The organism is Winogradskya consettensis (assembly GCF_018332715.1).
GTDB classification, from domain to species: Bacteria; Actinomycetota; Actinomycetes; order Mycobacteriales; family Micromonosporaceae; genus Actinoplanes; species Actinoplanes consettensis.
Genome location: NZ_BOQP01000061.1, coordinates 1 through 25635 on the forward strand (window position 1 = coordinate 1; position 25635 = coordinate 25635).

The 25635-nt window shown below is 70.5% G+C and carries 24 protein-coding genes; 16 read left to right on the forward strand and 8 right to left on the reverse strand.

Going from position 1 to position 25635, the window contains the following annotated elements; all coding sequences use genetic code 11:
- Positions 1-164: 164 nt before the first annotated feature.
- Together Aco04nite_RS45030 and Aco04nite_RS45035 are read right to left on the reverse strand one after the other, a co-directional pair.
- On the reverse strand, positions 165-635 hold the full coding sequence (locus Aco04nite_RS45030) for a GNAT family N-acetyltransferase (RefSeq protein ID WP_213003342.1): 471 nt from the start codon (positions 633-635) through the stop codon (positions 165-167).
- Between the two features lie 35 nt (positions 636-670).
- Positions 671-1483: an SAM-dependent methyltransferase gene (locus Aco04nite_RS45035; protein ID WP_213003321.1), complete on the reverse strand. Its 813-nt coding sequence runs from the start codon at positions 1481-1483 to the stop codon at positions 671-673.
- 205 nt (positions 1484-1688) lie between these two features.
- On the opposite strand from Aco04nite_RS45035, the gene Aco04nite_RS45040 reads away from it, so the two are divergent.
- Positions 1689-2891, forward strand: coding sequence for an FAD-dependent monooxygenase (locus tag Aco04nite_RS45040; protein WP_213003322.1), 1203 nt, complete (start codon positions 1689-1691; stop codon positions 2889-2891).
- Between the two features lie 127 nt (positions 2892-3018).
- Here Aco04nite_RS45040 and Aco04nite_RS45045 read toward each other — a convergent pair whose 3' ends face one another.
- Positions 3019-3792, reverse strand: coding sequence for a hypothetical protein (locus Aco04nite_RS45045; RefSeq protein ID WP_213003323.1), 774 nt, complete (start codon positions 3790-3792; stop codon positions 3019-3021).
- Between the two features lie 247 nt (positions 3793-4039).
- Complete coding sequence (locus Aco04nite_RS45050) at positions 4040-4771, reverse strand: SDR family oxidoreductase (protein WP_213003324.1); 732 nt, start codon at positions 4769-4771, stop codon at positions 4040-4042.
- 103 nt (positions 4772-4874) lie between these two features.
- Between Aco04nite_RS45050 and Aco04nite_RS45055 the strand changes: the two genes are divergently transcribed.
- Both Aco04nite_RS45055 and Aco04nite_RS45060 read left to right on the forward strand, forming a co-directional pair.
- Positions 4875-5723, forward strand: coding sequence for a LysR family transcriptional regulator (locus Aco04nite_RS45055; RefSeq protein WP_213003325.1), 849 nt, complete (start codon positions 4875-4877; stop codon positions 5721-5723).
- Between the two features lie 48 nt (positions 5724-5771).
- Complete coding sequence (locus Aco04nite_RS45060) at positions 5772-6917, forward strand: MFS transporter (protein ID WP_213003326.1); 1146 nt, start codon at positions 5772-5774, stop codon at positions 6915-6917.
- A 149-nt stretch (positions 6918-7066) separates the two neighbouring features.
- Here Aco04nite_RS45060 and Aco04nite_RS45065 read toward each other — a convergent pair whose 3' ends face one another.
- Genes Aco04nite_RS45065 through Aco04nite_RS45075 form a run of 3 tightly spaced genes read right to left on the reverse strand, consistent with a single transcriptional unit; the run spans position 7067 to position 9987 of the window.
- Positions 7067-7840, reverse strand: coding sequence for a citryl-CoA lyase (locus tag Aco04nite_RS45065; protein WP_213003327.1), 774 nt, complete (start codon positions 7838-7840; stop codon positions 7067-7069).
- The gene (locus tag Aco04nite_RS45070) at positions 7837-9195 is read right to left on the reverse strand and encodes a CaiB/BaiF CoA transferase family protein (protein ID WP_213003328.1); all 1359 of its coding nucleotides are present in this window, start codon (positions 9193-9195) and stop codon (positions 7837-7839) included. The genes Aco04nite_RS45065 and Aco04nite_RS45070 overlap by 4 nt, the downstream gene beginning before the upstream one ends.
- Positions 9196-9222: 27 nt before the next feature.
- Positions 9223-9987 carry an IclR family transcriptional regulator gene (locus tag Aco04nite_RS45075; protein WP_213003329.1) on the reverse strand — a complete coding sequence of 255 codons (765 nt, stop codon included), beginning with the start codon at positions 9985-9987 and terminating at the stop codon, positions 9223-9225.
- A 171-nt stretch (positions 9988-10158) separates the two neighbouring features.
- On the opposite strand from Aco04nite_RS45075, the gene Aco04nite_RS45080 reads away from it, so the two are divergent.
- From Aco04nite_RS45080 to Aco04nite_RS45105, 6 genes are read left to right on the forward strand one after another with little or no spacing between them, the layout of a single operon-like run.
- Positions 10159-11619: an aldehyde dehydrogenase family protein gene (locus Aco04nite_RS45080; protein WP_213003330.1), complete on the forward strand. Its 1461-nt coding sequence runs from the start codon at positions 10159-10161 to the stop codon at positions 11617-11619.
- Entirely contained in the window at positions 11619-13331 is a 1713-nt protein-coding gene (locus tag Aco04nite_RS45085; protein ID WP_244876764.1) for a thiamine pyrophosphate-binding protein, read from the forward strand. Before Aco04nite_RS45080 ends, Aco04nite_RS45085 begins: the two co-directional genes overlap by 1 nt.
- 21 nt (positions 13332-13352) lie before the next feature.
- A complete protein-coding gene (locus Aco04nite_RS45090) occupies positions 13353-14510 on the forward strand; it encodes an ABC transporter substrate-binding protein (RefSeq protein ID WP_213003331.1) in 1158 nt (385 codons plus the stop codon).
- Between the two features lie 25 nt (positions 14511-14535).
- On the forward strand, positions 14536-15405 hold the full coding sequence (locus Aco04nite_RS45095) for a branched-chain amino acid ABC transporter permease (RefSeq protein ID WP_213003332.1): 870 nt from the start codon (positions 14536-14538) through the stop codon (positions 15403-15405).
- The gene (locus tag Aco04nite_RS45100) at positions 15402-17177 is read left to right on the forward strand and encodes a branched-chain amino acid ABC transporter ATP-binding protein/permease (RefSeq protein WP_213003333.1); all 1776 of its coding nucleotides are present in this window, start codon (positions 15402-15404) and stop codon (positions 17175-17177) included. The genes Aco04nite_RS45095 and Aco04nite_RS45100 overlap by 4 nt, the downstream gene beginning before the upstream one ends.
- On the forward strand, positions 17174-17908 hold the full coding sequence (locus Aco04nite_RS45105; protein WP_213003334.1) for an ABC transporter ATP-binding protein: 735 nt from the start codon (positions 17174-17176) through the stop codon (positions 17906-17908). Before Aco04nite_RS45100 ends, Aco04nite_RS45105 begins: the two co-directional genes overlap by 4 nt.
- 5 nt (positions 17909-17913) lie before the next feature.
- Here the strand turns inward: Aco04nite_RS45105 and Aco04nite_RS45110 are convergent, their stop codons facing one another.
- Complete coding sequence (locus Aco04nite_RS45110; protein ID WP_213003335.1) at positions 17914-18855, reverse strand: ThuA domain-containing protein; 942 nt, start codon at positions 18853-18855, stop codon at positions 17914-17916.
- Positions 18856-18991: 136 nt separating this feature from the next.
- Between Aco04nite_RS45110 and Aco04nite_RS45115 the strand changes: the two genes are divergently transcribed.
- The 7 genes from Aco04nite_RS45115 (at position 18992) to Aco04nite_RS45140 (ending at position 25618) form a co-directional block, all read left to right on the forward strand.
- Positions 18992-21115, forward strand: coding sequence for an outer membrane protein assembly factor BamB family protein (locus Aco04nite_RS45115; RefSeq protein WP_213003336.1), 2124 nt, complete (start codon positions 18992-18994; stop codon positions 21113-21115).
- A 14-nt stretch (positions 21116-21129) separates the two neighbouring features.
- Positions 21130-21252: a hypothetical protein gene (locus Aco04nite_RS49870; protein ID WP_280519494.1), complete on the forward strand. Its 123-nt coding sequence runs from the start codon at positions 21130-21132 to the stop codon at positions 21250-21252.
- Positions 21231-21992 carry a pyrroloquinoline-quinone synthase PqqC gene (gene pqqC, locus Aco04nite_RS45120; protein ID WP_213003337.1) on the forward strand — a complete coding sequence of 254 codons (762 nt, stop codon included), beginning with the start codon at positions 21231-21233 and terminating at the stop codon, positions 21990-21992. The genes Aco04nite_RS49870 and pqqC overlap by 22 nt, the downstream gene beginning before the upstream one ends.
- The gene (gene pqqE / locus Aco04nite_RS45125; RefSeq protein ID WP_213003338.1) at positions 21989-23371 is read left to right on the forward strand and encodes a pyrroloquinoline quinone biosynthesis protein PqqE; all 1383 of its coding nucleotides are present in this window, start codon (positions 21989-21991) and stop codon (positions 23369-23371) included. The genes pqqC and pqqE overlap by 4 nt, the downstream gene beginning before the upstream one ends.
- Positions 23368-24222 (forward strand): pyrroloquinoline quinone biosynthesis protein PqqB, encoded by an 855-nt coding sequence (gene pqqB, locus Aco04nite_RS45130; protein ID WP_213003339.1) that lies wholly within the window; start codon positions 23368-23370, stop codon positions 24220-24222. The genes pqqE and pqqB overlap by 4 nt, the downstream gene beginning before the upstream one ends.
- Positions 24219-24833 (forward strand): Sua5/YciO/YrdC/YwlC family protein, encoded by a 615-nt coding sequence (locus Aco04nite_RS45135; RefSeq protein WP_213003340.1) that lies wholly within the window; start codon positions 24219-24221, stop codon positions 24831-24833. The genes pqqB and Aco04nite_RS45135 overlap by 4 nt, the downstream gene beginning before the upstream one ends.
- A gap of 233 nt (positions 24834-25066) precedes the next feature.
- A complete protein-coding gene (locus Aco04nite_RS45140; protein WP_213003341.1) occupies positions 25067-25618 on the forward strand; it encodes an EF-hand domain-containing protein in 552 nt (183 codons plus the stop codon).
- Positions 25619-25635: the final 17 nt, after the last annotated feature.

Here is a 25635-nt window from a genome sequence, read left to right on the forward strand (position 1 = left end):
CGGCCTCAGGTGTCGCATCCCGGTGTCCAGCGCAACAATCAGCCTCTCGGCATGGACGGCAGCAACTCGGTCGCGACCTGTGGGTGGCAGAACGCCACCGGCATCGGGCAGGGAAAGGGTGATCCACCCGGACCGAACTGGCACATACCCACTGACTCAGGACACTAGAGGACGACGGGGCTGCGCCGTTCGAGGAGGATGACGTCATGCCAGGTGGGGCCTTGGCGGGCGACCTTTTCGCGTACGCCGATGGTGCGGAAGCCGCAGCGTTCGTGCAGCGCCAGGCTGGCGGTGTTGCCGGGGAAGATGCCGGATTGGATGGTCCAGATGCCGGCGGCCTCCGTCGAGGTGATCAGGCGTTCCAGCAGCGCGCGTCCGACGCCGCGGCCGCTCGCTGCCGGGTCCACGTAGACGGAGTGTTCGACGACGCCGGCGTAGGCGGGGCGGGTGGAGACCGGGGAGCAGGCGATCCAGCCGAGAACGGTGTCGTCCTCGACGGCCACGTAGCTGTGGCCCGGGAGTTTGCCCTGGTGGAACTGGTCCCAAGGCGGGACCGTGGTCTCGAAGGTCGCCGTGCCGGTGGCTATGCCGGCTGCGTAGATGGCGAGGACCGCGGGGGCGTGGGTGGCGGTCATCGGGATCACGGTCACGGGGGTCTCCGCGGGGAGGATCAAGGCTTGCGGGCTACCCCGGCCCAGACGTTGACCTCGTTGTCGGCGAAGGCAGGGTCGCCGGGGGTGGGGTGCCATTTGCTGGCGGGGACGACGCCGGGGTCGATCAGCTCCAGGCCTTCGAAGAGGTCGGTGATCTCGGCGTGGCCGCGGGTCCAGACGTCGCTGCGGCCCTGTTCCATCATCTGCTGGTAGAGGGCCTGCTGCTCGGGGGTGCCGAAGTCGGAGGTGGCGTGGGTCGCGACCAGGTAGCTGCCGGAGGGCAGGGCGTCGAGCAGGCGCTGGACGATCGGCTTGGCCGAGCCGTGGCCCTGGATGAAGTGCAGGACGGCGATCAGCATCAGCCCGACGGGCCGGCCGAGGTCGAGGGTCTCGCGCAGCGTCGGGTCGGCGAGGATGGTGTCGGGGTCCTTGAGGTCGGCCTCGATGTAGGCGGTGCCGCCCTCGGGGCTGGTGGTGAGCAGCGCGCGGGCGTGGACCATGACCAGCGGGTCGTTGTCGACGTAGACGATGCGGCTCTCCGGGGCGACCGACTGGGCGACCTCGTGGGTGTTGTCGGCGGTTGGGAGGCCGGTGCCGATGTCGAGGAACTGGCGGATGCCGGCCTCGGCGGCCAGGTAGCGGGTGGCACGGCGCAGCATCGCCCGGTTGGCGATGGCTCCCTTGCGGACGTTCGGGAAGGCGGCTTCGAGTTCGTCACCGGAGGCCCGGTCGGCGGCGAAGTTGTCCTTCCCGCCGAGCCAGTAGTTGTAGCGTCGGGCCGGGTGCGCCACCGTCGAGTCGATGGCGGTTCGTGACTGCTCGGCGTCCATGCCTGCTCCTTCGATCCCTCGATCGTCGGCGACATCATTGCAGCCCGCCACCCCCGCCCGCATCACCGGTCCGCCCCCAAGACGAAGTGGTCCGCCCTCAAGACGAAGTGGTCCGCCCCCAGAGCGGAGTGGTCCGCCCCAAAATCGAAGCGGTCGGCCTCGAAGAACGAAGCGGCTCGCCCCAAAAGGAACAAGAAGGAATCTCATGCGCGCAGGCAGCATTCTCATCTCCGGTGCGAGCATCGCGGGGCCGTCGCTGGCCTACTGGCTCAACGCCGCGGGCTGGCGGACGACCGTCGTCGAGCGGGCCGGGCGGTTGCGGGCCGAGGGGCAGAACATCGACGTCCGGGGCGCTGCCCGCGAGGTGCTGCGGCGGATGGGCATCGAGGATGAGGTGCTGGCCGCGAACACCGGCGAGCAGGGCACCTGCTTCGTCGACGAGAAGGGGCGGGTCAGGGCGGCCTTCCCGGCGAGCGCGAACGAGACGGGTGGCGCCACCGCGGAGGTCGAGATCCTGCGGGGCGAGCTGTCCCGGATCGTGGCCGGATCGACCGATGGGGGGACCGAGTACGTCTTCGGGGACTCGATCACCGCGCTGCGCGAGGACGGCGACGGGGTACTCGTCAGCTTCGCGCAGGGGCCGGAGCGCCGGTTCGACGTCGTGGTGCTCGCCGAGGGCATGCGGTCGCGTACCCGTGGGATGGTCTTCGGGGATGAGCCGCAGATCCGTTTCCTCGGCATGTACACCTCCTATTTCACCATCCCCCGCGAGCCCGGCGACGTGGACTGGTGGCAGTGGTTCGGGGCGGTGGGCGGGCGCAACGTGGGCCTGCGGCCGGACAACACCGGGACGATCCGGGCCACGCTGTCGTTCCTCTCCGGGCCGCGGGGCTACGAGGACCTCGGCGTCGAGGAGCAGAAGCAGGTGCTGCGCCGGGTCTTCCGGGACGCGGGGTGGCAGGCGCCGCGGGTCCTGGCAGCGATGGCGGACGTGCCGATCTACTTCGAGAGCATCGGCCAGGTACGCGCCCCGAGCTGGCACCGCGGCCGCGTGGCGCTGCTGGGCGACGCGGCGTACTGCGCCTCCCCGATCAGCGGCATGGGCACCAGCCTCGCCCTGGTCGGCGCGTACATCCTCGGCGGCGAGCTGACCCGCGCCGATTCACCGACGGAGGCGTTCGCCGCCTACGAGCGGATCATGCGGCCCTACGTCGACCAGGCGCAGAAGCTGCCCCCGGGCGCCCCGCGGCTGGCCAACCCGAAGAGCAACCTGGGATTGAAGGTTTTCCACGCCGCCGCCGCGCTCGCCTCGACCCGCGTTGCCGGTGCGGTGGCGGCCAAGCTGTTCACCCCACCCGCCGACCGGATCGCGCTGCCCGATTACGGCAGCCATTTTCCGCAAGCGTGAAATTGTCGCTCCCGGACCATGAGCGCCGGCCCAACCCGGCGTTCACGGGAAATGGTGAATCGCTACCTGAGCATGCGAGTGGAATGGGCCGCGACGAATCACTGTCGACCCTGACGGGCGGGCCGGCTCAGGGTTCCGGGTCGTAGAGGTGCGGGTCGTCGAGCTGATCGCTGGGGTCCGGACTGGATGGTGCCGGTGAGCACCGGGTGTACAGCCATCGTGCGAGCCAGGCGGTGAAGATCGCGCCGAGGATCATGTCGTAGCGGCCGAGCAGTGCGACCAGCAGGTCGAGAAGCACGAAGAACGTGAGCAGGCCTACCACCACGCGAACGCCGTCGCTTCCCCATGGGCTGGTCACGGCGAGCCGTGGCACCAGGAAGAGGCCGGCGCCGACGGGAAGCATTGCCAGTGCCACGCCGAACGGCCAGGGCAGTCCGGTCTCCGCGACCGTGTAGGTCAGGATCCAGTGCGCGGACGCGCAGGTGAGGGCGAGCGTGCCGAGCCCACGCCGCGGTCGGCGGTCGCTCTCGGGCGCCATTACGGGGACGCGGCCGATCAGGAAAGCGGTCACTACGACCGCGGCGAGCAGCACCCCGGCAGCGAGCAGAACGGCCGTCGGCGGACGCTGGCCGAACTCGCCGTAGACGACAGGGGTCACCGCGAGCGACAGGCAGGCACACGCGAGGCCCGGGCGGCCGACCCACGGGCGGTGTCGTGCCCGGGGAACGAGCCACTCGACGACGAGGACAGATGCGCCGATGCTGATCGCCGCGTGGAACACCGTGAGGTGAACGGCGAGGAGCACATTGGTGTGCCACACGACGCTGTAGGTGCCGATGCCGGAGTCCTCCCAGAACCGGGACAGGAACCAGTAGCGATCGACGAACGCCTCCTCCCACACCGCGTAGGCGACGCCGAGCAGGACAAGGCCGGTGAATCCGAGGCGGAACCGGTGGGCGACCTCGCGACAGGGCTGGTGGCGGCCCGTCGGAGCCTTCCGGGTCCGCCTCCGTCGGTCGTCATGGGACCAATCTCCCAGGAGCGCCCTTGACAGCGCATCGGTCCAAGGTGGCACCCTGCCCCCTACCAAAGTCGGCCCCCGGCCGATCTCCGGAGATCGGCCGGGCGGCGACAGAGGCTGATGGCCTTCACCAGGGGACGTCGCCGGCGTCCTCGAAGAAGCCGCCGGTGGGGCCGTCATCCGGCAGGGTGGCCAGGCGGATGGCGGTCGCTGCGCCCTGCTGCGGGGTGCGTACCCCGCGGAATCCGTTCAGGTCGGTCGCCACGAATCCGGGGCACGCCAGGTTGACGAGGATGTTCGTGCCGGTCAGCTCCTTGACGTACTGCAGGGTCACGGCGTTGAGGAACGTCTTCGACGGCGGGTAGGCCATCGCGACCGGGCCGGTGGTGGTCGCCCCGCCCGGGCCGGACTGGCGGGTGAGGGAGCCGACGCTGCTGGACATGTTCACGATCCGTGGCGCGGATGAGCGGCGCAGCAACGGCAGCATGGCGTTCGTGACGCGGATGACGCCGATGACGTTCGTCTCGACAACCGTGCGGATGATCGCCGGGTCGACCCTGGTCGGCTCCTGTGGCATACCGCCGGTGACGCCCGCGTTGTTCACCAGCACATCCAGGCGCCCGAACCGATCTTCGACCAGCTTTGCCGCGGCAGTCGCGCTTTCATCGTCGGTCACATCCAGGGGTACGCCGAAAGCGTCCACTCCCGCCGCCCGCAACTTCGCCACCGCGGCATCCCGGCGCTGGTCGTCGCGGGCACCGACGCCGACGGTGAATCCCCGTGCGCCGAGTCCTGCTGCGATCTCGTACCCGATGCCCTTGTTCGCGCCGGTCACCAGCGCGATCGTCGTCTCCGTCATGCCCCGATCGTCGCTACGCAGTGTGATACCGGGCAACACCAACTCGGTACGGTGCGATACCGTGCGGGTATCGCCGTGCTGGTGGCGGGCGTAGGATCGGTGGGTGGAGACTCGGGAGCTGCGGTTCTTCGTCGCCGTGGCGCAGGAGTTGCACTTCGGCCGGGCGGCGCAGCGGCTCGGTATGGCCCAGCCCCCGCTGTCCCGGGCGATCAGCCTGCTCGAACGGCGCCTCGGGACGAGGTTGTTCGACCGCGACAGCCACCGGGTCGCGCTGACCGATGCCGGGGCGGTCCTGCTCGCCGAGGGCCGGGCAGCGCTGGAGGCGGTCGAGGCCGCCGAACGGCGTACCCGCCGGGCAGGATCCGCCGAGCCGGGCAGGGCCGGCGTGGTCCTCGCGGTCAAGGCCGGTGCCGCCAGTGAACTGCTCGCCAAGCTCTTGCACGCGTACGCCGCCGAGCCCGGCGCGGTGCCGGTCGAGGTGTTCCTGTGCGGGCCCGGCGAGCAGGAGCGGATCCTGCGTGACGGCCGCGCGGACGTGGCCCTGCTGCACCGCCCGTTCGACAACGTCGCCGGGTTCGACACCGAGGACCTGATGACCGAGGGCCAGATCGCGATCCTGCCCGCCGGTCATCCCCTCACGACCCGCACCCAGCTCAGCATGGCAGACGTCACCGGACTGGCCGCACTGCCGATGCCGCGCTGGCCGGACCGCGACGGCTCTTATGCTCCCGGGCCGGGCCCGGAGGTGCGCGACCACACGCAGCTGATCCAGCTCATCACCCTCGGCCGCACGATGATGGTCGCCCCGGAGACCAGCCGCACCCAGCTTCCCCCCGACGTCGTCGCCGTCCCGGTGCCGGACGCCCACCCGGTGACCACGGTGATCGCCTGGCCACCGCACAGCCGCTCCCCAGCGGTGGCAGCGCTCGTCCGCACCGCCACCCGCCTGTAGCCGCCTAATTCGGTGTCGCCGAGACGGCTCACCCGCTACGAAGAGCGCGTGCCCTTTCTTGCGCTCTTCGTAGCGGTCCTGTTGCTCGGCATCGCGGACTCGATGGTCAATTCGTACATCGTGCTGTTCGGGGCCGATGTGGCCGGCCTCTCGCCGGTCCAGATCGGGGTGTGGTCGTCGGTGTTCGCCGTCAGCGGGATCACTATCGGGTGGTGGCTGGGGCGGTCGTTCGACCGGCGGCCTGCCCGGGCGTACGCGATGGTCGTGATTCTGCTGGGCTCGGCGGGCTATGCGCTGCTGCCCCGGGTGTCGGGGTTCCTGGTGCTGCTGCTGATGGCCGCGACGGTGCTCGGCGCATTGGGGGCGGCCTTTCCTCAGCTGTTCTCGCTGGCCCGCGCTGTGCTCGGCGAGGGCGCCGCCGGGCAGCGGTCCGCGCCTTTGTTGCGTTCGGCGTGGTCGCTGGCGTGGGCTGTCGGGCCGTTGCTGGGGGCGCTCGTGTTGTCCCGTGGCGGCTATTCATGGCTGATGTGGACGGCCGCGGGGGTGTTCCTCGCGTCCGCGCTGGCCGTTCTCCTGGTGCCGCGCCCCGGGCCCGTCACGGTCACCAACTCGGCACCGGGCGGCACCCCGGTCCTGCTCATCGTCAGTGTCACCCTGTTCTTCGCCGCGATGTTCGGGGGCGGTCTGGCGCTGCCCTTGTTCGTCACCCGGGCCCTGCACCAGTCGCCCGCCTCGGTCGGAGTGCTCTTCAGCGTCTGTGCCGCCGTGGAGGTGGTGGCCACGCTGGCCCTGGTCGCCGTCCCTGCCCGGGTCAGCCAGCGGGCCGTCATCCTGGTCGGCTTCGGCTCCCTCGTCTGCTACAACGCCATGACGGCGGTTTCCTCGGGCATGGCGATGCTCATCGTCTCCCAGGTGTTCCGCGCCGTGGGGATCGCGGTCGTCGCCGGGGCCGGCATCCGCTACTTCCAGGACCTTCTCGCTCCGGCAACCGGCCGCGCCACCACCCTGTTCGCCAACGCCACCACGGCCGGTCTGCTGGTCTCCGGCGTTCTGACCGGCGCGTCCGTCGAACATCTCGGCTACCGGGCGACGCTCCTGCTCTGGGGCGCGGTGACCGCGTTGGGCGGAGTCGCCTTCATCGCGGGCGCCGGCCGCCGGTCCGCACCGCTCCCGGCCGCCGGGCCGGTCAGCTGACGACTGCCGGGTGGGGTCAGCCGGCGATTGCCCCGGTGGGGGAGAGGTCCATCAGTTACATCGACGCTTGACTTAGCGCGCCCGGCGGCCGATAACTAACGTACTGGTTCGTACATTAGCCGCCCGGAGGTGCCGCCGTGCGATTGTCGCTAACCTTCCGGGCTCCGGTACGTGGGCAGGATGGACGGGGGCATCGGGCCCTTGATGCGGCGGCCCTGCTGGGTTTCCTCCCAGGCGTGGGCGAGGATGCCGACGCTGCGGCTGAGGACGAACAGGCCGCGGGCGAGTGGGGGCGGGAAGCCGAGTTCGCCGTAGATGACGGCGGTGGCGCCGTCGATGTTCATCGGGATGTGGCGGCCGGGGCGGGTGTTGAGCAGGTCCTCGATGGAGCGGGCGGCGGCGAGGTGGTGGCCCTCGACGATGCCGGCCGTTACCGCCTCGTCGACCAGGGTGAGCAGGGGCTCGCGGCGGGGGTCGACGGGGTGGAAGCGGTGGCCGAAGCCGGGGAGGTATTTCGAGCGGGACTGCCAGCGGGCGACCACGTCGGCGGTGCTGCCGGGGGTGGCCACGATCTCGTCCAGCAGGGAGAGGCATTGCTGGCCGGCGCCGCCGTGGACGTCGCCCAGGGCGTTGATGCCGCCGGCCATCGCGTTGTTGAGGCCTACGCCGCAGGTGGCGGTCATCCGGGCGATGGCGATCGAGGGGGCCTGGGGGCCGTGGTCGACCGAGGCCACCAGGGCCGCTTCGAGCAGCGCCGCGGCGCCGGGCGGGGGCAGCTCGCCGCGCAGCATGAGCCAGATCGTCGCGACGAGGCCCGTCGAGCCGATCAGGTCCTGGACCGGTCTGCCGCGCAGTTCGATGATGCCCGGTTCGATGCGGCTCACCGAGGTGGCCCACCAGTCGGCCACGTCCTGGTCGCTCATCGGTCGCCCGCCGAAGCAGGCGCGGCCGAAGCAGGCGCGGCCGAAGCAGGCGCGGCCGAAGCAGGCGCGGCCGAAGCAGGCGCGGCCGAAGCAGGCGCGGCCGAAGCAGGCGCGGCCGAGGCAGAGGCGGTCGAAGCAGGCGCGGCCGAGGCAGAGGCGGCCGGAGTGGAGGCGGCGCGCGCGCCACGCCAGCGGGACAGCAGGGCGGGGAGGTCCTCGTTGTGCTGGCCGAGGACGGGGGCGGGGGAGCCGGGGGTGTACGGCTCGCCGTCGAAGAGGACGCCGTTGCCGCTGACGCGTACGGTGCCGGGCCGGGTGCCCTCCGGGAACGGTACGTCGGTGAAGAAGCCACGGGCGGCGAGCTGGTCGGAGGCGACTGCCTGGGGCACGGTCAGGATGCGCGCCGCCGGGACGCCCGCGCGGGACAGCAGCAGCTCCCATTCGTGGGCGGGGCGCGCGGCGAGGGACTTGTTCAGCTCGTGGTTGAGGGCGGCCCGGTGCTGCTTGCGGGACTCGCGTTCGGCGAAGCGGGGGTCGGTCAGCAGCTCGGGGCGTTCCAGCAGGCGGCACAGCGTGGCGAACTGTTCCTGGCGGTTCGCGGCGATGTTGAGCGGGCCGTCGGCGGTCTCGAACGTGCCCGACGGGGCGGCGGTGGCGTTTTGATCGCCCATCGGTTCCGGGGCGGCGCCGCTGACGAGGTAGTTGGAGACCGCCCAGCCCATCGCGGAGACGGAGGCTTCCAGCATGGACACATCGAGGAAGCGGCCGCGGCCGTCGCGCTGGCGGCCGGTGAGGGCGGCGGTGACGGCGAGGGCGGCGGTCAGGCCGCCGACCGTGTCGCTGATGGGGAAGCCGACGCGCAACGGGGCCGTGTCGGGCGTACCCGTGATGCTCATCATCCCGGAGAGGCCCTGGATGATCTGGTCGTAGGCAGGGGCCTGACTCATCGGGCCGTTCTGGCCGAAGCCGGTGATGGCGCAGTAGACCAGGCCGGGGTTGAGCTCGCGCAGCCGTTCCCAGGGGTAGCCCATCCGGGCGAGCACACCGGCCCGGAAATTCTCGAGGAGTACGTCGGCCTCGCCGACGAGGTCCTCGAAGCAAGCCTGGCCGGCGGGTTCCTTGAGGTTGAGCTCCACCGACTTCTTGCCGGAATTCTGGGCGAGGAAGGACGCGCCTATCCCGGCGGCGTTCAGCGAGGGGTCGGGGCCGAGACGCCGGGCGAGGTCACCGTGGCCGGGCACCTCGATCTTGACGATCTCGGCGCCGAGCAGCATCAGCTGGTAGGTGCAGTACGGCCCGGCGAGAACGTTGGTCAGGTCGAGGACGCGGATGCCGGTGAGCGGTCGGTCGGGCATGCCTGGTTCTCCTTGCGCGCGCGATGGCTAGTAGGACGCACCGAGCGGGTGGTCGAACCCGCGCTCGGTCATGTGGTTCGCGACCTCCTTCAGATCCTTGGCGTACGTCTCGACGCGCTCGTCGCTGAAACGCATCGTGGGGCCGCTGAGGGTGAGAGCGGCGACGACCGTGCCGGAGCGGCCGAGGATCGGCACGGCGACCGCGGTGATCCCCTCCTCGCGCTCGCCGTGGCTGACCGCCCAGCCGCGCCCGGTGGCCTCGTCGATCCACTCCTGCAACCGCCGCACGTGGTCCTCGCCGTAGGGCGACGATCGGGCGATCCGGGTCAGCAGTGCGGCGGGGGCGTTGCGCAGCAGCACCTTGGCCGACGCGCCCGCCCACATCGGCAGCTCGTCGCCGACGTGCACGACGTGGCGCAGCGGCTGCGGGCCCTCCTGCTGCGCGATGCAGACCCGGACGATGTCCCGCGCCACGTAGACGTTGACCGTCTCGCGGTCGCGGGCGGCGAGGTCGCGCATGAGCCGTTTGGTCTCCGGGGGCAGCTCCCAGCTGCTGCGGGCCAGGTGTGCCCAGCGCCAGAGGCCCGGGCCGGCCATGTAGCCGTTGCTGGTGGCCCAGAGCAGGCCCATCTGTTCGAGGGTCTGGATGAGCCGGATGACGGTCGTCTTGGCGAGCCCGGTGGCCGCGACCGCGTCCTTGATGGTGATCGAGGGGCGTTCCTCGGTGAGCAGCGACAGGATGTCCAGCGCCCGCTGCACACTGCGAACACCCTGGGTCTCGAGAGCCTCCACAGTGCCTCATTTCCCGCCGCACGGCGGCGCGGTTCATCGATACGTAACTTTCTCGACTCGCGCTCTTGCCAGCGGCCCGCGGTCGCCCGTACGTTACACCCAGTCCACACAGCGGTCCACAATGCCGCTTCCTGGTCCACTAGATGGACCTTTTGGGGTGGGAGGGCTCGTATGCTCGACTCGATCTTGAAAGTGGCACAGGCGCCCGCGCTGCTGGCCGGAGCCTGGATCACCGAAGGCCCCACCGCGGACCGCATCGGCCCCTACACGCGCACGCTGGTCAGCCGGGCCCGGATCTGCGACGCCACCGACGTCACCACTGCCGCCGGGTACGCCGCCGGCGCCGCCAAGGTCGTCGCCCGGCTCGCCCCCGCGACGCGGGCCGGTGTGCTGGAGACGGCCGCCCGGCTCGCCGCGGACCGCCGTGCGGACTTCGCCCGGCTGCTCGCCCTGGAGCTGGGCAAGCCGGTCAAGGACGGCCTCGGCGAGCTCGACCGGGTGGCTGACACGTTCCGGGTCTGCGCCGCGGAGGCCCGCCGCATCGGTGGTGACAACCTCCCGGTGGCGGGCTGGGAACGCGGCGTGGGCAACACCGCGCTGACCTACCGTGCCCCGGCGGGGGTGGCGCTCGCGATCACGCCGTTCAACGCTCCCGCCAACCTGCTCGCCCACAAGCTCGGCGCGTCCTTCGCGGCCGGCAACACCACCCTGGTCAAGTCGCCGCCGCAGGCCCCGGCCGTCTCCGCCGCGCTGGTCGCGCTGCTGCTGGAGGCGGGCGCGCCGGTCGAGGCGGTGCAGCTGCTGCACGGCGGGGGCGAGGTCGGCGCGGCGCTGTGCGCGGCACCCGAGGTGAGCGTCATCAGCTTCACCGGCAGTGCCGCCACGGGTACGGCCGTCGCGCGGGCCGCCGGTGCCAAGCGGCTCGTCCTCGAACTGGGCGGCAACGCGGCCACGATCGTCTGCGAGGACGCCGACGTGAGCGCCGCCGCGACGAACTGTGCCCGCACCGGTTACTCGAACTCCGGGCAGAGTTGCATCTCGGTGCAGCGCGTCTACGTGCACCGCAGCCGTTTCGACGAGTTCGTCGAGACGTTCACCGCCGAGGTCGCCGCGCTCAAGGTCGGCGACCCGCTCGACCCGGAGACCGACGTCGGGTCCATGGTGGACGAGCAGGCCGCCGAGCGGGTCGTTCTCTGGGCGGCCGAGGCCGCCGCGGCAGGGGCGAAGATCACCACGGGGGGTACGCGCGACGGCGCCACCGTCCGCCCGACCGTCGTCGCGGGGCCGCCCGAGGACGCCACGGTCATCACCCACGAGGTGTTCGGCGCGCTGGTCGCCGTCGTGGCCTACGACGACTTCGACGCGGTGCTCACCACCTGCAACACCAGCAGGTACGGGCTGCAGGCCGGCCTGTTCACCCATGACGTGCGCCGGATCCTGACCGCGTGGCGCGAGCTCGAGGTCGGCGCGCTGATCGTCAACGGCTCCTCCAACTACCGCCTCGACCACGTGCCGTTCGGCGGGGTGAAGGACTCCGGGTTCGGGCGCGAGTCGCCGGGCCCGATGGTCGACGACTACACGGTGGTCAAGACGCTGATGCTGCGCGGCATGTCGATCTGGGGGGAGAACTGATGGGGATCACCGCCGCCGAGGCGCTCGTGGAGCAGCTCGTCGCGTACGGTGTCGAGAAGATCTTCGGCACCTGCGGGCACACCAACATCGCGCTGCTGGACGCGCTCGGTCGCAGCCCGATCGACTTCGTGATCGCCCGGCACGAGCAGACCGCCGCGCACGCCGCCGACGGGTACGCCCGGATCAGCGGCAAACCCGGCGTGGTGCTGCTGCACGTGGGCCCCGGGATGATGAACGCGGTCACCGGTGTCGCCACCGCCGCCCTGGACTCCGTGCCGCTGATCGCGATCGCCGGCGACATCCCGTCGTACATGCACGGCCGGCACCCGCACCAAGAGGTCAACCTGCACGCCGACGCCGATCAGACGGCGATCTACCGGCCCTTCGTCAAGCGCGCGTGGCACGTGCAGCGCGTCGAGGACCTGCCCCGCTTCACCGAGCGGGCGTTCTGGACGGCGACCTCGGGACGCCCCGGCGCGGTGCTGCTCAACGTGCCGATGGACATCTTCTCCCGGCCGCTGCCCGCCGGCACGTCGTACCCGCTGCCGGTCGCGGTCACCCGGCCCGCGCTGCCGGACGCCGACGCCGAGCGGATCGCCGAGCTCCTGGCCGGTGCCGAGCGACCGCTGATCTACCTCGGTGGCGGGCTTCGCAACCGGCAAAAGCTGCAGGACCTGGCCGAGCATCTCGACATCCCGGTCGCGCACTCGCTGATGGCCAAGGGTGCGCTGCCCGACGATCACCCGCTGCTGCTGGGCATGACGGGCTTCTGGGGTCTCGAGGTCACCAACGACTACGCCCGCAACGCCGACGTCGTGCTCGCCATCGGCACGCGGTTCGCCGAGACGGACGCCAGCTCGTGGAACCCGGCCTACACCTGGCAGTTCCCGCCCTCGAAGCTGATCCAGATCGACATCGACCCCGCGGAGATCGGCCGCAACTATCCGGTCGAGATCGGCGTGGTTGCCGACGCCGGTCTGGCCATCGACAAGATCGCTCAAGCCGCGCTACAAGGACCTAGCCGCGCAAATCAAACGCAATGGATCAAGGCAGCGAGAGACGAACTCTTCGAGGCCAGTGCGGAACGAGGCCGCAGCGACCAGTTCCCGCTCCGCCCCGAACGCATTCTCGCCGACGTCCGGGCAGCGCTGCCACCGGACGCCGTCCTCGTCACCGATGTCGGCTGGAACAAGAACGGCGTCGCGCAGTGCTATCCGCTGCCCGCGCAGGGCCGGTTCATCACCCCGGGCGGCGCGTCGACGATGGGCTTCGGCCCCGCCGCGGCCGTCGGGGTGCAGGCGGCCGACCCGGATCGTGTCGTCGTCGCGCTGATCGGTGACGGTGGCATGAGCGCTCAGCTCCCCGCCGTACCCATGGCGGTGGAACAGGGTCTCCCGGTGATCTTCCTGGTGATGAACAACCGGGCGCACGGCACCATCTCCGACCTGCAGTCCAGTTTCTACGGCCGCAGCTACGGCTGCGACTTCACCGGCCCGGACGGCCTGCCCTACAGCCCTGACTTCGCGGCGTACGGCCGGGCGTGCGGCGCCGACGGCTATGCGATCACCGAGCCGGGCGACCTGATCGAAGCCCTGCGGACAGCGATCGGGAACCGCCGTCCCGCGGTGCTCGACGTGCCCATGGTCAACGAACCGGTGCCCACCCCCGGGCACTGGAACATCAAGGACATCTACCAAGGCGTTTTCGACTGACTCATACGAGGTGAGACGCACATGAAGCTCTTACGAGGGAAGCGAGCCGTCGCGGCCGTGCTGGCCGCCGTCCTGGCCACGGGCGGCGCCACCGGTTGCAGCGCCCCCGGTGCCGACGACAAGTCCTCCGACGACAGCGGTCCCATCAAACTCGCTCTCGCCGACGCGCAGAGCGGGCAGCTCAGCTCGCTCGGGGCGTGGGAGCTCAAGGGCGCCAAGCTCGCGGTCAGCGAGTGGAACGCGAAGGGCGGCATCAACGGCCGCCAGATCACCCTCGACGTCTTCGACACCCAGGGCGACCCGACGATCGGCACCAACCTGGCCCGCAAGATCGCCAGTGAGGGCTACATCGCGATGATCGGTACGGCGGAGAGCGCGGTCACCATCGCCATGGCGCCGATCCTCAAGCAGGAGGGCATCCCCAACATCACCTCCGGGCAGTCCACCGGCCTGGTCGCGGTCAAGAGCGAGTTCCTGTTCCTGAACGGCCCGACTAGCACCACGTACGACGAGACGCTCGCCAAGCACGTCGTCGACGGCCAGGGCATCAAGCAGATCGCGATGATCACCAACAACGGGTCGTACGGCAAGGGGGAGCACGACGCGTTCCTCAAAGCGCTCACGGCCCGGGGCGTCACGCCGGTCGCCGACCAGGTCGTCACCACCGACCAGAAGGACTTCAGCGCGGCGCTCACCACGATCCGGCAGAAGAACCCGAAGCTGATCTTCCTGGGCGCGGAGGAGGTCGAGTCGGGCCTGATCGTCAAGCAGGCCCGCGACCTCGGTATCACCGCGCCGTTCGCCGGTGCCGCGCCGCAGGGAACGCCGGTCTTCCTCGACACCGCCGGTGCCACGAACGCCGAGGGCACCATCGTCAGCTCGCCGTACCTGAGCAACGACATCAGCGAGGCGTCGAAGAGCTTCGCCGCGGCGTACAAGGCGGCCTACAACGAGGAGGCCGAACTGCACGGCGCCAAAGCCTACGACGGTACGCAGATCGTGCTGACCGCCCTCAGGAGCAGCAACGTGGCGAGCGGCAAGGACCTGGCCGAGGCGATCCGGGCCACGAAGTACGAGGGCCTGCTCGGCTCGTTCGCCTACGACGAGACCGGCGTCGGCATCCGCGCCACGTCCATCGGCGTGATCCGCAGCGGCAAACTCGTCGCCGCCGCCGGCTGACCGCGCCGTCCCCAGGGAGCAGACAATGCAGGTCACTCTTCAGACGATCATCGGCGGGATCAGTCTCGGGGCCGTCTACGCGCTCGTGGCGCTCGGCTTCTCGCTCGTCTACCGCACCATGGGCCTGGTCAACTTCGCGCACGGCAACGTCGTGACCGTCGGCGCGTACCTCGCGTCCACGTTCTACCTCTCGACGAAGCTGCCGTTCGCGCTGGCCATGATCGTCGCGATCGCGGTCACCGGCGTGATCGGCCTGGTCATCGAGCGGGTGCTGCGTCCCCTCGAGAACAAGGACTTCGACCTGATGCTGATCGGCACGATCGGCTTCGGCATCGTCCTGGACGCGCTGATCATCATGATCTGGGGTGCTACCGGCCGGGCCGTCCCGTCGCCGGTGGCGGGCGCGCCGATCGAGCTGTTCGGCCTGCGGATCCGCACGTACGACCTGGTGGTCCTCGCCATCGCGGCTCTCGCGACCGTCCTGCTCGTGCTGTTCCTGTCGCGCACCAAGCGCGGGGCGGCCATGCAGGCGGTCGCGATGGACCACGAGGCGGCCACCGCCGTCGGCATCAACGTGGGACGCAGCAACGCGATCGCGTTCATGGTCGGCGCGGGGCTGGCGGCGCTCGCCGGGGGTCTCGTCGGGCCGCTGCTCTACGTGAGCCCGACACTCGGCGGCGCACTGGGCATCAAAGGGTTCGCCGCCGCGATCCTCGGCGGGTTCGGCAGCATCCCGGGGGCGGTGGTGGGCGGGCTCGCGATCGGCGTGCTCGACTCGTTCGCCGCCGGGCACTTCCAGGGCTACTCGGAGCTGGTGACGTTCCTGGTCTTCACGGCGATCATCATGATCCGGCCGACCGGCGTCTTCGGCGAGCGGACGGTGAACCGGGCATGAGAATCAAGATCGCCGTCGTGGCCGGCCTGGGCGTCCTGGCCTGGTTACTGCCCTACACCATCGACTCGTACGCCATCCACGTCGTCAACGTCATCATCATCTTCGCCCTGCTCGCCGTCGGCCTGGGTCTCGCGATGGGCGTCGCCGGGCAGGTCAACCTCGCCCAGGTCGCGTTCTTCGGCGTCGGGGCGTACGCGACCGCGATCCTGACCACCCGGGCCGGGCTGGGCTTCTGGTTCGCGGCCGTGCTCGCGATCGTCATCACGGTGGTGATCGGCCTGCTCGTGGGCACGCCCGCGCTCCGGGTGCAGTCGCACTACCTCGGCATCGTGACCCTGGGCCTGGCGCTCGCGTTCACCAACTGGGTCACCAACGCGCAGATCGCCGGGGGCGCGGAGGGCATCTCGGCCATCCCCGCCCCGGAGCTTCCCGGCGTCGACCTCTCCAGCGAATACCTCTTCTACTACCTGGAACTGATCGTCTTCGCCCTGGCCCTGGCGTTCGGGCTGTTCGTGGTCCGCACCGGGCTGGGCCGGCGGATGCGGGCCATGCGTGACGACTCCCTCGCCGCCGGCGCGCTGGGCGCCGAGGTGCCGTTGCTGCGGATGACGGCGTTCCTGCTCGCCAGCGTCTACGGCGGTGTCGCCGGGGTGCTCTACGCGGGGCTGATCCGGTTCGTGGCCCCGGAGTCGTTCGGCATCGCCAACATGTTCCTGCTCCTCGGCATGGTGATCATCGGTGGGCGGCAGAGCCTGATCGGGTGCGTGACCGGCGCGGTCGCCCTCTATCTGGTGCGCGAGCTGTTGTCCGACCATCCGACGTACGCGCAGATCGGCTATGGCGCCGTCGTCGTCCTGGTCGTCGTCTTCGCCCCCACGGGCCTGGCCGGGATCCCGCCGCGGCTGCGGGCGCTGCGCCGCAGCTCGGGCACGGCGGCGCGACTGCAGCCCTTCCAGGCCTACGAGACGGATGTGTCGAGCGACGATGCGACGATCCTGGCGATCGACGGGATCAGCAAACACTTCCGGGGGCTCAAGGCGCTCGACGATGTGTCGCTGAGCGTGGCCACCGGGGAGATCCGGGGCATCGTCGGGCCCAACGGCTCCGGCAAGACGACGCTGTTCAACGTGATCAGCGGGCTCTACAAGCCGACCGCCGGGCGCGTCGAGTTCGGCGGCCGGGACATGACCAACGTGACCCCCTACCGCTTGTCGCGGGCCGGGCTCTCCCGGACGTTCCAGAACCTGCGGCTGTTCGGCGATCTGACCGTACGCGAGAACGTGCTCGTCGCCCTCGACCGCAGCCGCACCCTCGACAGCTGGCAGTACGTCCTCGCGCCCTGGCTCGTCAGCGCCCGGGACAGACGCCTGCGCGCCGAGGCCGGTGCCGTCCTCGACCGGTTCGGGCTGGTCGAGTTCGCCGGTCAGGCGCCCAAGGCGTTGCCCTACGGCATCCAGCGCCGTGTCGAGATCGCCCGGGCGGTGGCCGCACGCCCCGGTCTGCTGCTGCTCGACGAGCCGGCCGCCGGGCTCAACGGCGAGGAGGTCCGCCAGCTCGGCGAGATGGTCCGCTCCATCCGCGACAGCGGCGTCACCGTCGTGCTGATCGAGCACAACATGGGCCTCGTGATGTCGCTGTGCGAGAAGGTCACCGTGCTCGCCGGGGGCCGGATCATCGCCGAGGGCACCCCCGCGCACGTGGCTGCCACCCCGGCGGTCATCGAGGCGTACCTGGGTGACGTCATGGAGATCCCCACGGAGGCGACACGATGAAGGCCCGGACCACGATGAAGGCAGAGACGCTCTCGGTCGAGGGTCTGACCGTGCACTACGGCGGGGTGTGCGCGGTGCGTGACGTCAGCTTCGAGGTGCCCGCGGGCGAGGCCGTCGGGGTGATCGGCGCGAACGGTGCCGGCAAGACGTCGACGCTGAAGGCCGTCATGGGTCTCGTGCCGCGTCAGGCGGGGGCGCTGCGCTTCGGGGACCTCGACCTGAGCAAGGTGGCGGCGCGGGACATGGTGCGGCACGGCGTCGGCTACGTCCCCGAGGGGCGCCATGTGTTCGCGGGGCTGTCCGTGGAGAAGAACCTGCTGCTCGGGGCGTACGCGAAGCCCTGGAAGGCCGCCACCCGCCAGACCCTGGGTGAGATGTACGAGCTGTTCCCCGTCCTGGGGGAGATGCGGGGCCGGCTCGCCGGCGCGTTGTCGGGCGGTCAGCAGCAGATGCTGGCGATCGGCCGCGCCCTGATGTCGCGGCCCCGGCTGCTGCTGCTCGACGAGCCGTCCATGGGGCTGTCGCCGAAACTCATCTCGGAGATCCTGGTGGTGCTGCAGCGGCTGCGCGCCGAGGGGCTGAGCATGCTGCTGGTGGAGCAGAACGCGAAGCTCACGTTCGAGGCCACCAGCACCTGCCTGGTCGTGGAGAACGGGATCGTGGCGATGACCGGCCCGGTGAGCAAGCTTCGCCACGATCCTCGGGTTCGCCGCATTTACCTCGGGCTGTGAAACCCTCAGCGGCAGAACGGTTTCTGACCCATCGCCGACGTGATGCCCCCGACGAGCAGGCTGCGGAACTGCGCGGCGCCGGGGACGGTGGAGTCCGCGGCGAACAGCCCGGCGTCGTGGCCGAGCGTGGTCAGCCAGGCGCGGCCGCCGTCGTAGTACTGGCACCACGCGACCGGGTGCTCGGCGCCGTGCCCGGGGTGACCCATGCTGCCCGAGGCCCCGCTGGGCAGCGTCGACTCGTCCACGGTGGCCAGCACGCGGACGTCGCTGGGCGCGGGAACGAGGTTGTACCACTCGTCCTTGAAGGTCCAGCGGGCCGGGAGCTGCGCGGTGGAGACGTCCCGGCGGTCCACCGTGCGGACCACGCCGGTCTGCGCGGGCCCGTGGTCGTAGTAGTTCGTCGCACCGAGCAGACCCTCGTACCACGGCCAGTTGTACTCCGTGCCGAACGCGTTGTGCACGCCCACGAACCCGCCCCCGCCGCGGATGTACTGCCGCAGCGAGGTCTGCGCGGAGTCGTCGAGCGCGTCACGCGACGTGCTGAAGAAGATGACGGCGTTGTAGCGCAGCAGGGTGCCGGGGGAGGCGAGCTGGGTGACGTCCTCGGTCCAGTCGACGGCGAACCCGTTCGCCTGTCCGAGCGCGACGACGCCGTTCTGGACGATGTTCGCGGCGGTCAGCGGGGGATCGAGGCCGGCGGCGAGCGCCGGGCCGAGGTTGGCGTGCCGGGGGCCGGCCGTACGCGTGTAGAGCAGCACGCGGTATCCGGCCGCGGGGTCGAAGTTGCCCCAGTCGTGGTAGCAGCGCGGATCCGTGCCGCGGCAGAGGTCGAAGGTCTGTGCGCGGGGTTTGCCGGCCGCCTGCTGGGTGCCGGCGCGCAGGGCCCATCCGGTCAGCACGGCGAGGACGATCGCCAGGGCCGCCGCGAGGGGTGCGAAGCGTTTCATGGGCGGGTCTCCTCTATAGACGGTCCGTCAGGCGGACCATAGGGACCAATCAATGGACTGACGCTAGCAAAGTATTGCGTCCGTGTAACCAGCCGGTTTACGGTCCATCCGTCTAGTGGAATGGGAGGTCCGCCTGATGGACCGACGTAAGTTCCTCGCCACCACCGGAGCGGGAGCGGCGGCCGTCGCTGTCGGCACCCCCGAATCCGCCTCAGCTTCCGCTCCTGCCCCCAAGCAGCCCTTCGCGGGGCCCGGTCGCGATTTCCCCAAGGTCTGCGGCGATCTCGGCAACCAGAACCACTCGCCGCTCAAGCAGATCTCCCGCCGCACGATCTCGCGGCTCGGCGGCGCGTGGCACACCAACCTGGAGGGCGGCAGCACCGCCCAGGCCCAGCAGAGCACCGCGGTCGTCCAGGACGGTGTGCTCTACGTGCAGACCACCCGGCAGAACGTCTTCGCCGTCGACGGGCGCACGGGCGCGATCAAGTGGAAGACCAATGTGGGTACGCGCACCACGAACATGCGCGGTGTCGCGCTCGGCGAGGGCCGGGTCTACTCCACCTCCGGCGCCAACATCGTCCACGCCCTCGACCAGCGCACCGGCGCGATCCTGTGGCAGAAACAGCTGATCACCGATGCCGAGGGCGGCATGGACAGCGGCTGCGACCCGCAGAACGGCCAGTGCGGCGGCGCCACCGGCACCCTCGCCGGCGCAGTGGTTTATCACGACGGCCTTATCTACGTGGGAATGCAGGGCAGCACCGGCGGAGCCCGCGGTCGCGCGTACGCCCTGCACGCCGCCACCGGCGAGATCGCCTGGATCTTCTGGGGCGCCCCGGGCGAGGGCCAGTTCGGCAACGACTCATGGGAGGGCAACTCCTGGAAGACCGGCGGAGCCGTCCCGTGGATCCATCCGGCGATCGACCCGGAGCTCGGGCTCGTCTACTGGACGTTCTCCGGGCCGTATCCGCGTACGGACGGATCATCGCGGGCCGGGGACAACCTGTTCGCCAACTCGATCGTCGCCATCGACGCGAAGACCGGCAAACGGCGCTGGCACTTCCAGTCGGTGCACCACGACATCTGGGACATGGACAACGTCATGGCCCCGGTGCTCGCCGACATCCGGATCGGGGGCCGGCTGCGCAAGGTCGTGGTCTACGGCAGCAAGGTCGGCATGTACTACATCCTCGACCGCCGCACGGGGGAGGCCGTGCACGGGATGGAGGAACGGCCGGTCGAGCAGGACGTACGCCAGAGGACCGCCGCGACCCAGCCGTTCCCCGGCGGCGAACCGTTCACGCCGCAGGCGCCGCGCTTCGACAACGCCACCCGCCCGGTGCCGTTCTACGAGTTCGGCGGGCTCTACACCCCGCACTGGGACCGTCCGACGATCATCTTCCCGGGCGCGGGCGGCGGCGCGGACTGGGCGCACCTGTCGTTCAACCCGTTCACCGGCTGGATCTACGTCGGGTACGGGCTGATCAACTCCGGGTTCTCCAACGCTCGCGAGGGCCGGGTCAACACGTCCCGCCCGCTCGGGGAGTTCTTCGCGGGCGGGATCGCGGCCGTGGATCCGCGTACCAACACCCCCGTCTGGACGAAGGACGGCGAGTGGTCCCTCGCGCACGGCAACGGCATCCTGACCACGGCGGGCCGGGTGATGTTCCAGGGCGGCCCGGACGGGTTGCTGCACGCGATGAACGACGAGACCGGCGAGACGCTGTGGAGCTTCCAGACAGGCGCGGGCGTGCACACGAGCCCGATCGCGTACGAGATCGACGGCGAGCAGTACATCGCGGTCTTCGCCGGGGGCAACGGCCTGCCCTACCCCGACATCCCGCGCGGCGACCACCTGTGGGCCTTCAAACTGGGCGGCACGGTGGCGCCGGCGGCGACCCCGGTCCCGCCCGCGAAACGCAACGACATCAGGACAACCGCCGTCACGGGTACGTCCACGGTCGTGCTCGGCCGCGTCTGGAACGCCACCACGGGGCAACCCGGGCCCACCGAGAATCTGGTGGCACAGAACGCGATGGCGCCGCAGCACCTCCGCGTACCCGTGGGAACCGAAGTGACGTTTATCAATCCCGTGGGTAACGCGAGCGCCCACGCGGCGGTATCGTTCTTCGAGAACGAGTTCGACACCGGCGTGCTGATGCCGGGTCGGTCCGCCACGCACATTTTCGCGACCCCGGGCACGTACTTCTACAACGACTCGGTCTACCCCCAGAACACCGGCAAGATCGTCGTCTTCTAGCAGCGGAGGTCGAAATGTCCGAGAAGAAGCCTGCCAAGAAAGTCTGGAAGAAGCCTGTCGTGACGTGTCTCGAGGCGCGTCCCGAGGTGTCCGCCTACTCCGGTGACACCGGTCCGTGGCTGAACGCCGGCCGCTGACCCGCGAGGAGCTCTCCGCGGAGCTGCACGCGCTGTCGCGCAGGTACTGGGACAAGCATCCGTTCCATGTCCGCCTGCACGCCGGCGGGTGCGGCCCGCGGGAGATCCGCTCGTGGGTCGCGAACCGCTGGTACTACCAGCGGCACCTGTCGCAGAAGAACGCCGCGATCGTCGCGAACTGCCCGCTGCCGGAGATCCGCCGGCGCTGGCTCGCCCGGATCAGCTACCAGGACGGGCGGACGGCGGCCGAGGGCGGGCTGCACGACTGGATCGTGCTCGGCGAGGCGGTCGGGCTGTCCCGCGAGGAACTGCTCGACGAGCGGCACGTGCTGCGCGGCACCCGGTTCGCGGTGGACTCGTACGTCGCGTTCTGCCGGACCCGGCCCTGGCTGGAGGGTGCCGCCGCGGCGCTGACGGAGCTCTTCTCGCCGCAGCACATGACCGCGCGGGTGCAGGCGTGGCGGGAGCACTACGACTGGATCGCGCCTGCGGGCATGGCCTACTTCGACTCCCGGATCCCCGTCGTGGAGCAGGACAGCTCGTGGACGCTCGACGTGGTGCTGACCCACTCGGTGACCCGTGAGCAGCAGGAGGCGTCGATCGCGGCGCTCGCGTTCAAGTGCGACGTGCTCGGGGCGATCCTCGACGCCGTCGACTACGCGTCGAGCTGTACCCAATTAGGTTGTGTGCGATTTAATTGTGCACAACTTAATTGCCCACAACCTAACGGTGCGCGATGAGGGCCACCGAGGTGCCCGGGCTGCGGCCCGGGGTGGTGTTCACCCACGACCGGGTGCGGGGCGGGGACGCCCTGCTGTTCCCCGAGGGCGTGCTGCTGCTCAACGAGACGGCCGCCGATGTGGTCCGGCTGTGCGACGGCGTGCGTACGGTCCAGGAGATCGCGGCCGACCTCGGCCGTGACTATGACGACGTCCCGGTGTCCGCGGTGGTCGATCTTCTGGATGATCTCGTAGGGCGGCGGCTGGTCACAGCCGGTGGTCGCGGGGTCCTTGCCGGGCCGGCGGCGCAACCGGTTGCCGTCACGCCGCCGGATCCCGTGCCGGTGGGGATGCTGGCCGAGCTGACCTATCGGTGCCCGCTGCAGTGCTTCTACTGCTCCAACCCCGTGCAGACAGCCGGCTACCGCGACGAGCTCTCCCCTGCTCAGTGGCTCGGCGTGCTCGACCAGGCGGCCGCACTCGGCGTGCTGCAGCTGCACCTGTCCGGCGGGGAGCCGCTGCTGCGCCGTGACCTCGTGGACCTCGTGGCCCACGCCGGTGCGCTCGGCCTCTACACCAACCTGATCACCAGCGGCATCCCCCTGGCGGAAGGCCGCATGGAGGCGCTCGCCGAGGCCGGCTTGAGTCACGTGCAGCTCTCCGTGCAGGACAGCGACCCGGCCTCGGCCCGGCACATAGCCGGCCTCGACGCGATCGAGCGCAAAAGGGCGGCGGCGGCGAGGGTGCGCGCGTGCGGGCTACCGCTGACCGTCAACGTCGTGCTGCACGCTCTCAACGCCGACCGGGTCCTCGACATCGCCGCGCAGGCCGTCGCGCTCGGCGCCTCCCGCCTCGAGCTCGCGCACACCCAGTTCTACGGCTGGGGGCTGCGGAACCGGGCCGCTCTGATGCCGGGCGCCGCCCAGGTCGAGAGGGCCGCTGCGCAGGCTGTCGAGGTGCGGCGGCGGTGGGGCGACACGCTGGAGATCGTTTACGTGCAACCGGACCTGCACACGCGTACCCCCAAGCCGTGCATGCAAGGGTGGGGGAGCAGGCAGCTGGTCGTGGCCCCCAACGGCGACGTGCTGCCGTGCCTCGCCGCGGCGCAGCTGCCCGGGATGACCGTCGAGAACGTCACCACGCGGAGCCTGGCCGACATCTGGTACCGATCGACGTCGTTCAACCGGTTCCGGGGCACGCACTGGATGCCGGAACCGTGCCAGAGCTGCGCGATGCGGGACATCGACCTGGGCGGCTGCCGCTGTCAGGCGTACCAGCTGACGGGCGATCCGGCCGCGACCGACCCGGTCTGTTCCCTGTCGCCCGACCATGACACGATCGTCGACATTCTTGCCGGTACGGGTCCGGTGCCCCCGCTGCAGCCGAGGCGGTTTCCTTGAGAGTTCTGTTCCTCGGCACCGCCGCCGGTGGTGGCCTGCCCCAGTGGAACTGCGGCTGCCCCAGCTGCGTCCGCGCCCGCCACGAGGACCACACCCGGACCCAGGACGGGCTCGCGGTCACCGGCGACGGTTCCGCGTGGTGGTTGCTCAACACCTCCCCCGATATCCGTACGCAGCTCCTGCGCACCCCCGCCCTCACCCCGCCACCCGGCACCCGCCGCACCCCCGTCCGCGGCGTCCTGTTCACCAGCGCGGAGCTGGACCACACCCTCGGTTTCGCAGCGCTGCGCGAGGCGGAATCCCTCACCGTCCACGCCACCGCGCCGGTCCTGGACGTGACACCGTCGATCGCACTCGCCGGCGCGTACACCACCGTCTCCACCCAGGTCGTCGTGCCGGGCAAGCCGTTCGACCTCGACGGCGGCCTCACCGTCACCGCCGTGTCCCTCGGCACCAAGAAACCCCGCTACGCGGCGACGGCACCGGATTCCACCGACTGGGTGGTCGGCTACCGGATCACCGGCCCGGGCGGCACGCTGCTCTACGCCCCGTGCCTGCCGTCATGGAGCGAGGCGTTCACCGAAGCCGGCCTCGGCGCCGACGTCGTCATCCTCGACGGCACGTTCTACCGCGAGGACGAAATGGTCGGCCGCAGCGCCCGCGCCATGGGCCACCTGCCGATGGTCGACTCCCTGCCCCTGCTCGACGGCGGCGCCACCTACATCTACACCCACCTCAACAACACCAACCCCGCCGCGTGGGAGGGCACCCCGGAACACACCACGGTCACGGCTGCCGGCGCCCTCATCGCGCCCGAGGCGGGGGAGCTCTCTGCCAGACTCCTGGGGTGAACCTTGACGAGGTCCTGCTGGCCGGCGGCGCCGTTGTCCTGCCCAACCCGTTCCCACTGACCTACGTCGTCACCGCGCGGGTCCCGGCTGCGGTCAACCGCGCCAAAGGCCGCCCTGCCGACCAGGCGGTCGCCCTCTGGTGCCACGACGACGAGACCCTGGCCTCGGTGCTCGCTTTCTCGGCCCTGGATCCCGGTTCTGCTTCCGCCGCGCTGGCCCGCCGGTTGCTGCGGGAGGAGTTGGTGACGCTACTGCTCCCGATGCGCACTGTGCCCGACTTCCTGGCCCCGGCCACCCGCGACGGCTGGACGTTGCTGTTCGGCGCGCGGTCGCCGCTTGTCGCCGGTCACCCGCTGCTCTACGTCAGCAGCGCCAACCGCTCCGGCAGCCCACCGGCCGCCACGGCGGCCGCGGCCCGCGCGATGTTCCCGGCCGACGTCCCGGTGCTGGATTCCGGTCCGGACGCGCCGGGGGAACGTGCGGCCACCACAACGCTGCGCCTGCACGCCGACGGCCGCCTGGAACTCCACCGGCGCGGCGCCCAGGACCGCCTCCTCGGCACCGACGCCTACCTGGACCGGCTGCGGTCAGCCGGGCAGAGGCGGAGTTGACCTTCCCCTCTGGACGCAGGCAGCTACCCGGGCGCCAAGTTGGCCGCTACGCGCGTCCCGACCTGCCCACGTCGCGGGCAGCGCTCCCAGAACTGTCCCGAAGCGTGCTGTCTGACTGACGCATGGCGAGCCGCATCTCTGCGCACTCGGATTCAGCCGTTCTCGCCCGGTTCAGGCCGGCCGCGACCGCTGTCCCGTTGCTGACTGACCCTTGCATGCGCAAGGGTGGGCACATGACCGATGGCGCTGAGGATCCGATCGCCGTAAAGCTGGGGCACCTGTTCGAGGCGAGCGACACCGACCGGGACGGATTTGTCGACTGGAGCGACTATGAACGCCTGATCGGTCGCTACCTGGACGGATACGGCATCGGGGCGGACGACCGCCGGGCGGATGCGTTGCGAGCCGCCTATCAGGGGTACTGGTCGGAGCTGCTACGGCAGGTGAACGGCGTCGATCGGCTGTCGCGAGAGCAGTTCGTGGTCGCGAACCAGGCCGCGGGCGTGGACGGGAGCCGGTTCGCTATGGCCGAGGTGGTCCCGCAGGCGATCTTCGACGTGATGGACACCGACGCGGACGACGCCATCAGCAAGCCGGAGTACAAGGTGTTCCTGGAGGCGTGGGGTGTGTCGGACCTCGAAGCGCTGAACGTCTTCCTGGAGCTGGACACCGATGACGACGGGCGGATCAGCCGCAGCGAATTCATCGGTGCCATCCGGGATTTCTTCACCTCACCCGAGCTCGAATCGCCCGCCAGCCTCTTCTTCGGCCACATCGACCACTAGACGAGTAAGTCCTAACT

Bases quoted from the DNA above. Each gene is read 5' to 3' on its own strand.
- Aco04nite_RS45040 (WP_213003322.1), top strand. From the start codon at position 1,689: ATGCGCGCAGGCAGCATTCTCATCTCCGGTGCGAGCATCGCGGGGCCG.
- Aco04nite_RS45140 (WP_213003341.1), top strand. From the start codon at position 25,067: ATGACCGATGGCGCTGAGGATCCGATCGCCGTAAAGCTGGGGCACCTG.
- Aco04nite_RS45090 (WP_213003331.1), top strand. From the start codon at position 13,353: ATGAAGCTCTTACGAGGGAAGCGAGCCGTCGCGGCCGTGCTGGCCGCC.
- Aco04nite_RS45105 (WP_213003334.1), top strand. From the start codon at position 17,174: ATGAAGGCCCGGACCACGATGAAGGCAGAGACGCTCTCGGTCGAGGGT.
- Aco04nite_RS45050 (WP_213003324.1), bottom strand. From the start codon at position 4,771: ATGACGGAGACGACGATCGCGCTGGTGACCGGCGCGAACAAGGGCATC.
- Aco04nite_RS45030 (WP_213003342.1), bottom strand. From the start codon at position 635: ATGACCGCCACCCACGCCCCCGCGGTCCTCGCCATCTACGCAGCCGGC.
- Aco04nite_RS49870 (WP_280519494.1), top strand. From the start codon at position 21,130: ATGTCCGAGAAGAAGCCTGCCAAGAAAGTCTGGAAGAAGCCTGTCGTG.
- Aco04nite_RS45070 (WP_213003328.1), bottom strand. From the start codon at position 9,195: ATGCCCGACCGACCGCTCACCGGCATCCGCGTCCTCGACCTGACCAAC.
- Aco04nite_RS45100 (WP_213003333.1), top strand. From the start codon at position 15,402: ATGAGAATCAAGATCGCCGTCGTGGCCGGCCTGGGCGTCCTGGCCTGG.
- Aco04nite_RS45110 (WP_213003335.1), bottom strand. From the start codon at position 18,855: ATGAAACGCTTCGCACCCCTCGCGGCGGCCCTGGCGATCGTCCTCGCC.
- pqqE (WP_213003338.1), top strand. From the start codon at position 21,989: ATGAGGGCCACCGAGGTGCCCGGGCTGCGGCCCGGGGTGGTGTTCACC.
- Aco04nite_RS45035 (WP_213003321.1), bottom strand. From the start codon at position 1,483: ATGGACGCCGAGCAGTCACGAACCGCCATCGACTCGACGGTGGCGCAC.
- Aco04nite_RS45065 (WP_213003327.1), bottom strand. From the start codon at position 7,840: ATGAGCGACCAGGACGTGGCCGACTGGTGGGCCACCTCGGTGAGCCGC.
- Aco04nite_RS45085 (WP_244876764.1), top strand. From the start codon at position 11,619: ATGGGGATCACCGCCGCCGAGGCGCTCGTGGAGCAGCTCGTCGCGTAC.
- Aco04nite_RS45115 (WP_213003336.1), top strand. From the start codon at position 18,992: ATGGACCGACGTAAGTTCCTCGCCACCACCGGAGCGGGAGCGGCGGCC.
- Aco04nite_RS45095 (WP_213003332.1), top strand. From the start codon at position 14,536: ATGCAGGTCACTCTTCAGACGATCATCGGCGGGATCAGTCTCGGGGCC.
- Aco04nite_RS45080 (WP_213003330.1), top strand. From the start codon at position 10,159: ATGCTCGACTCGATCTTGAAAGTGGCACAGGCGCCCGCGCTGCTGGCC.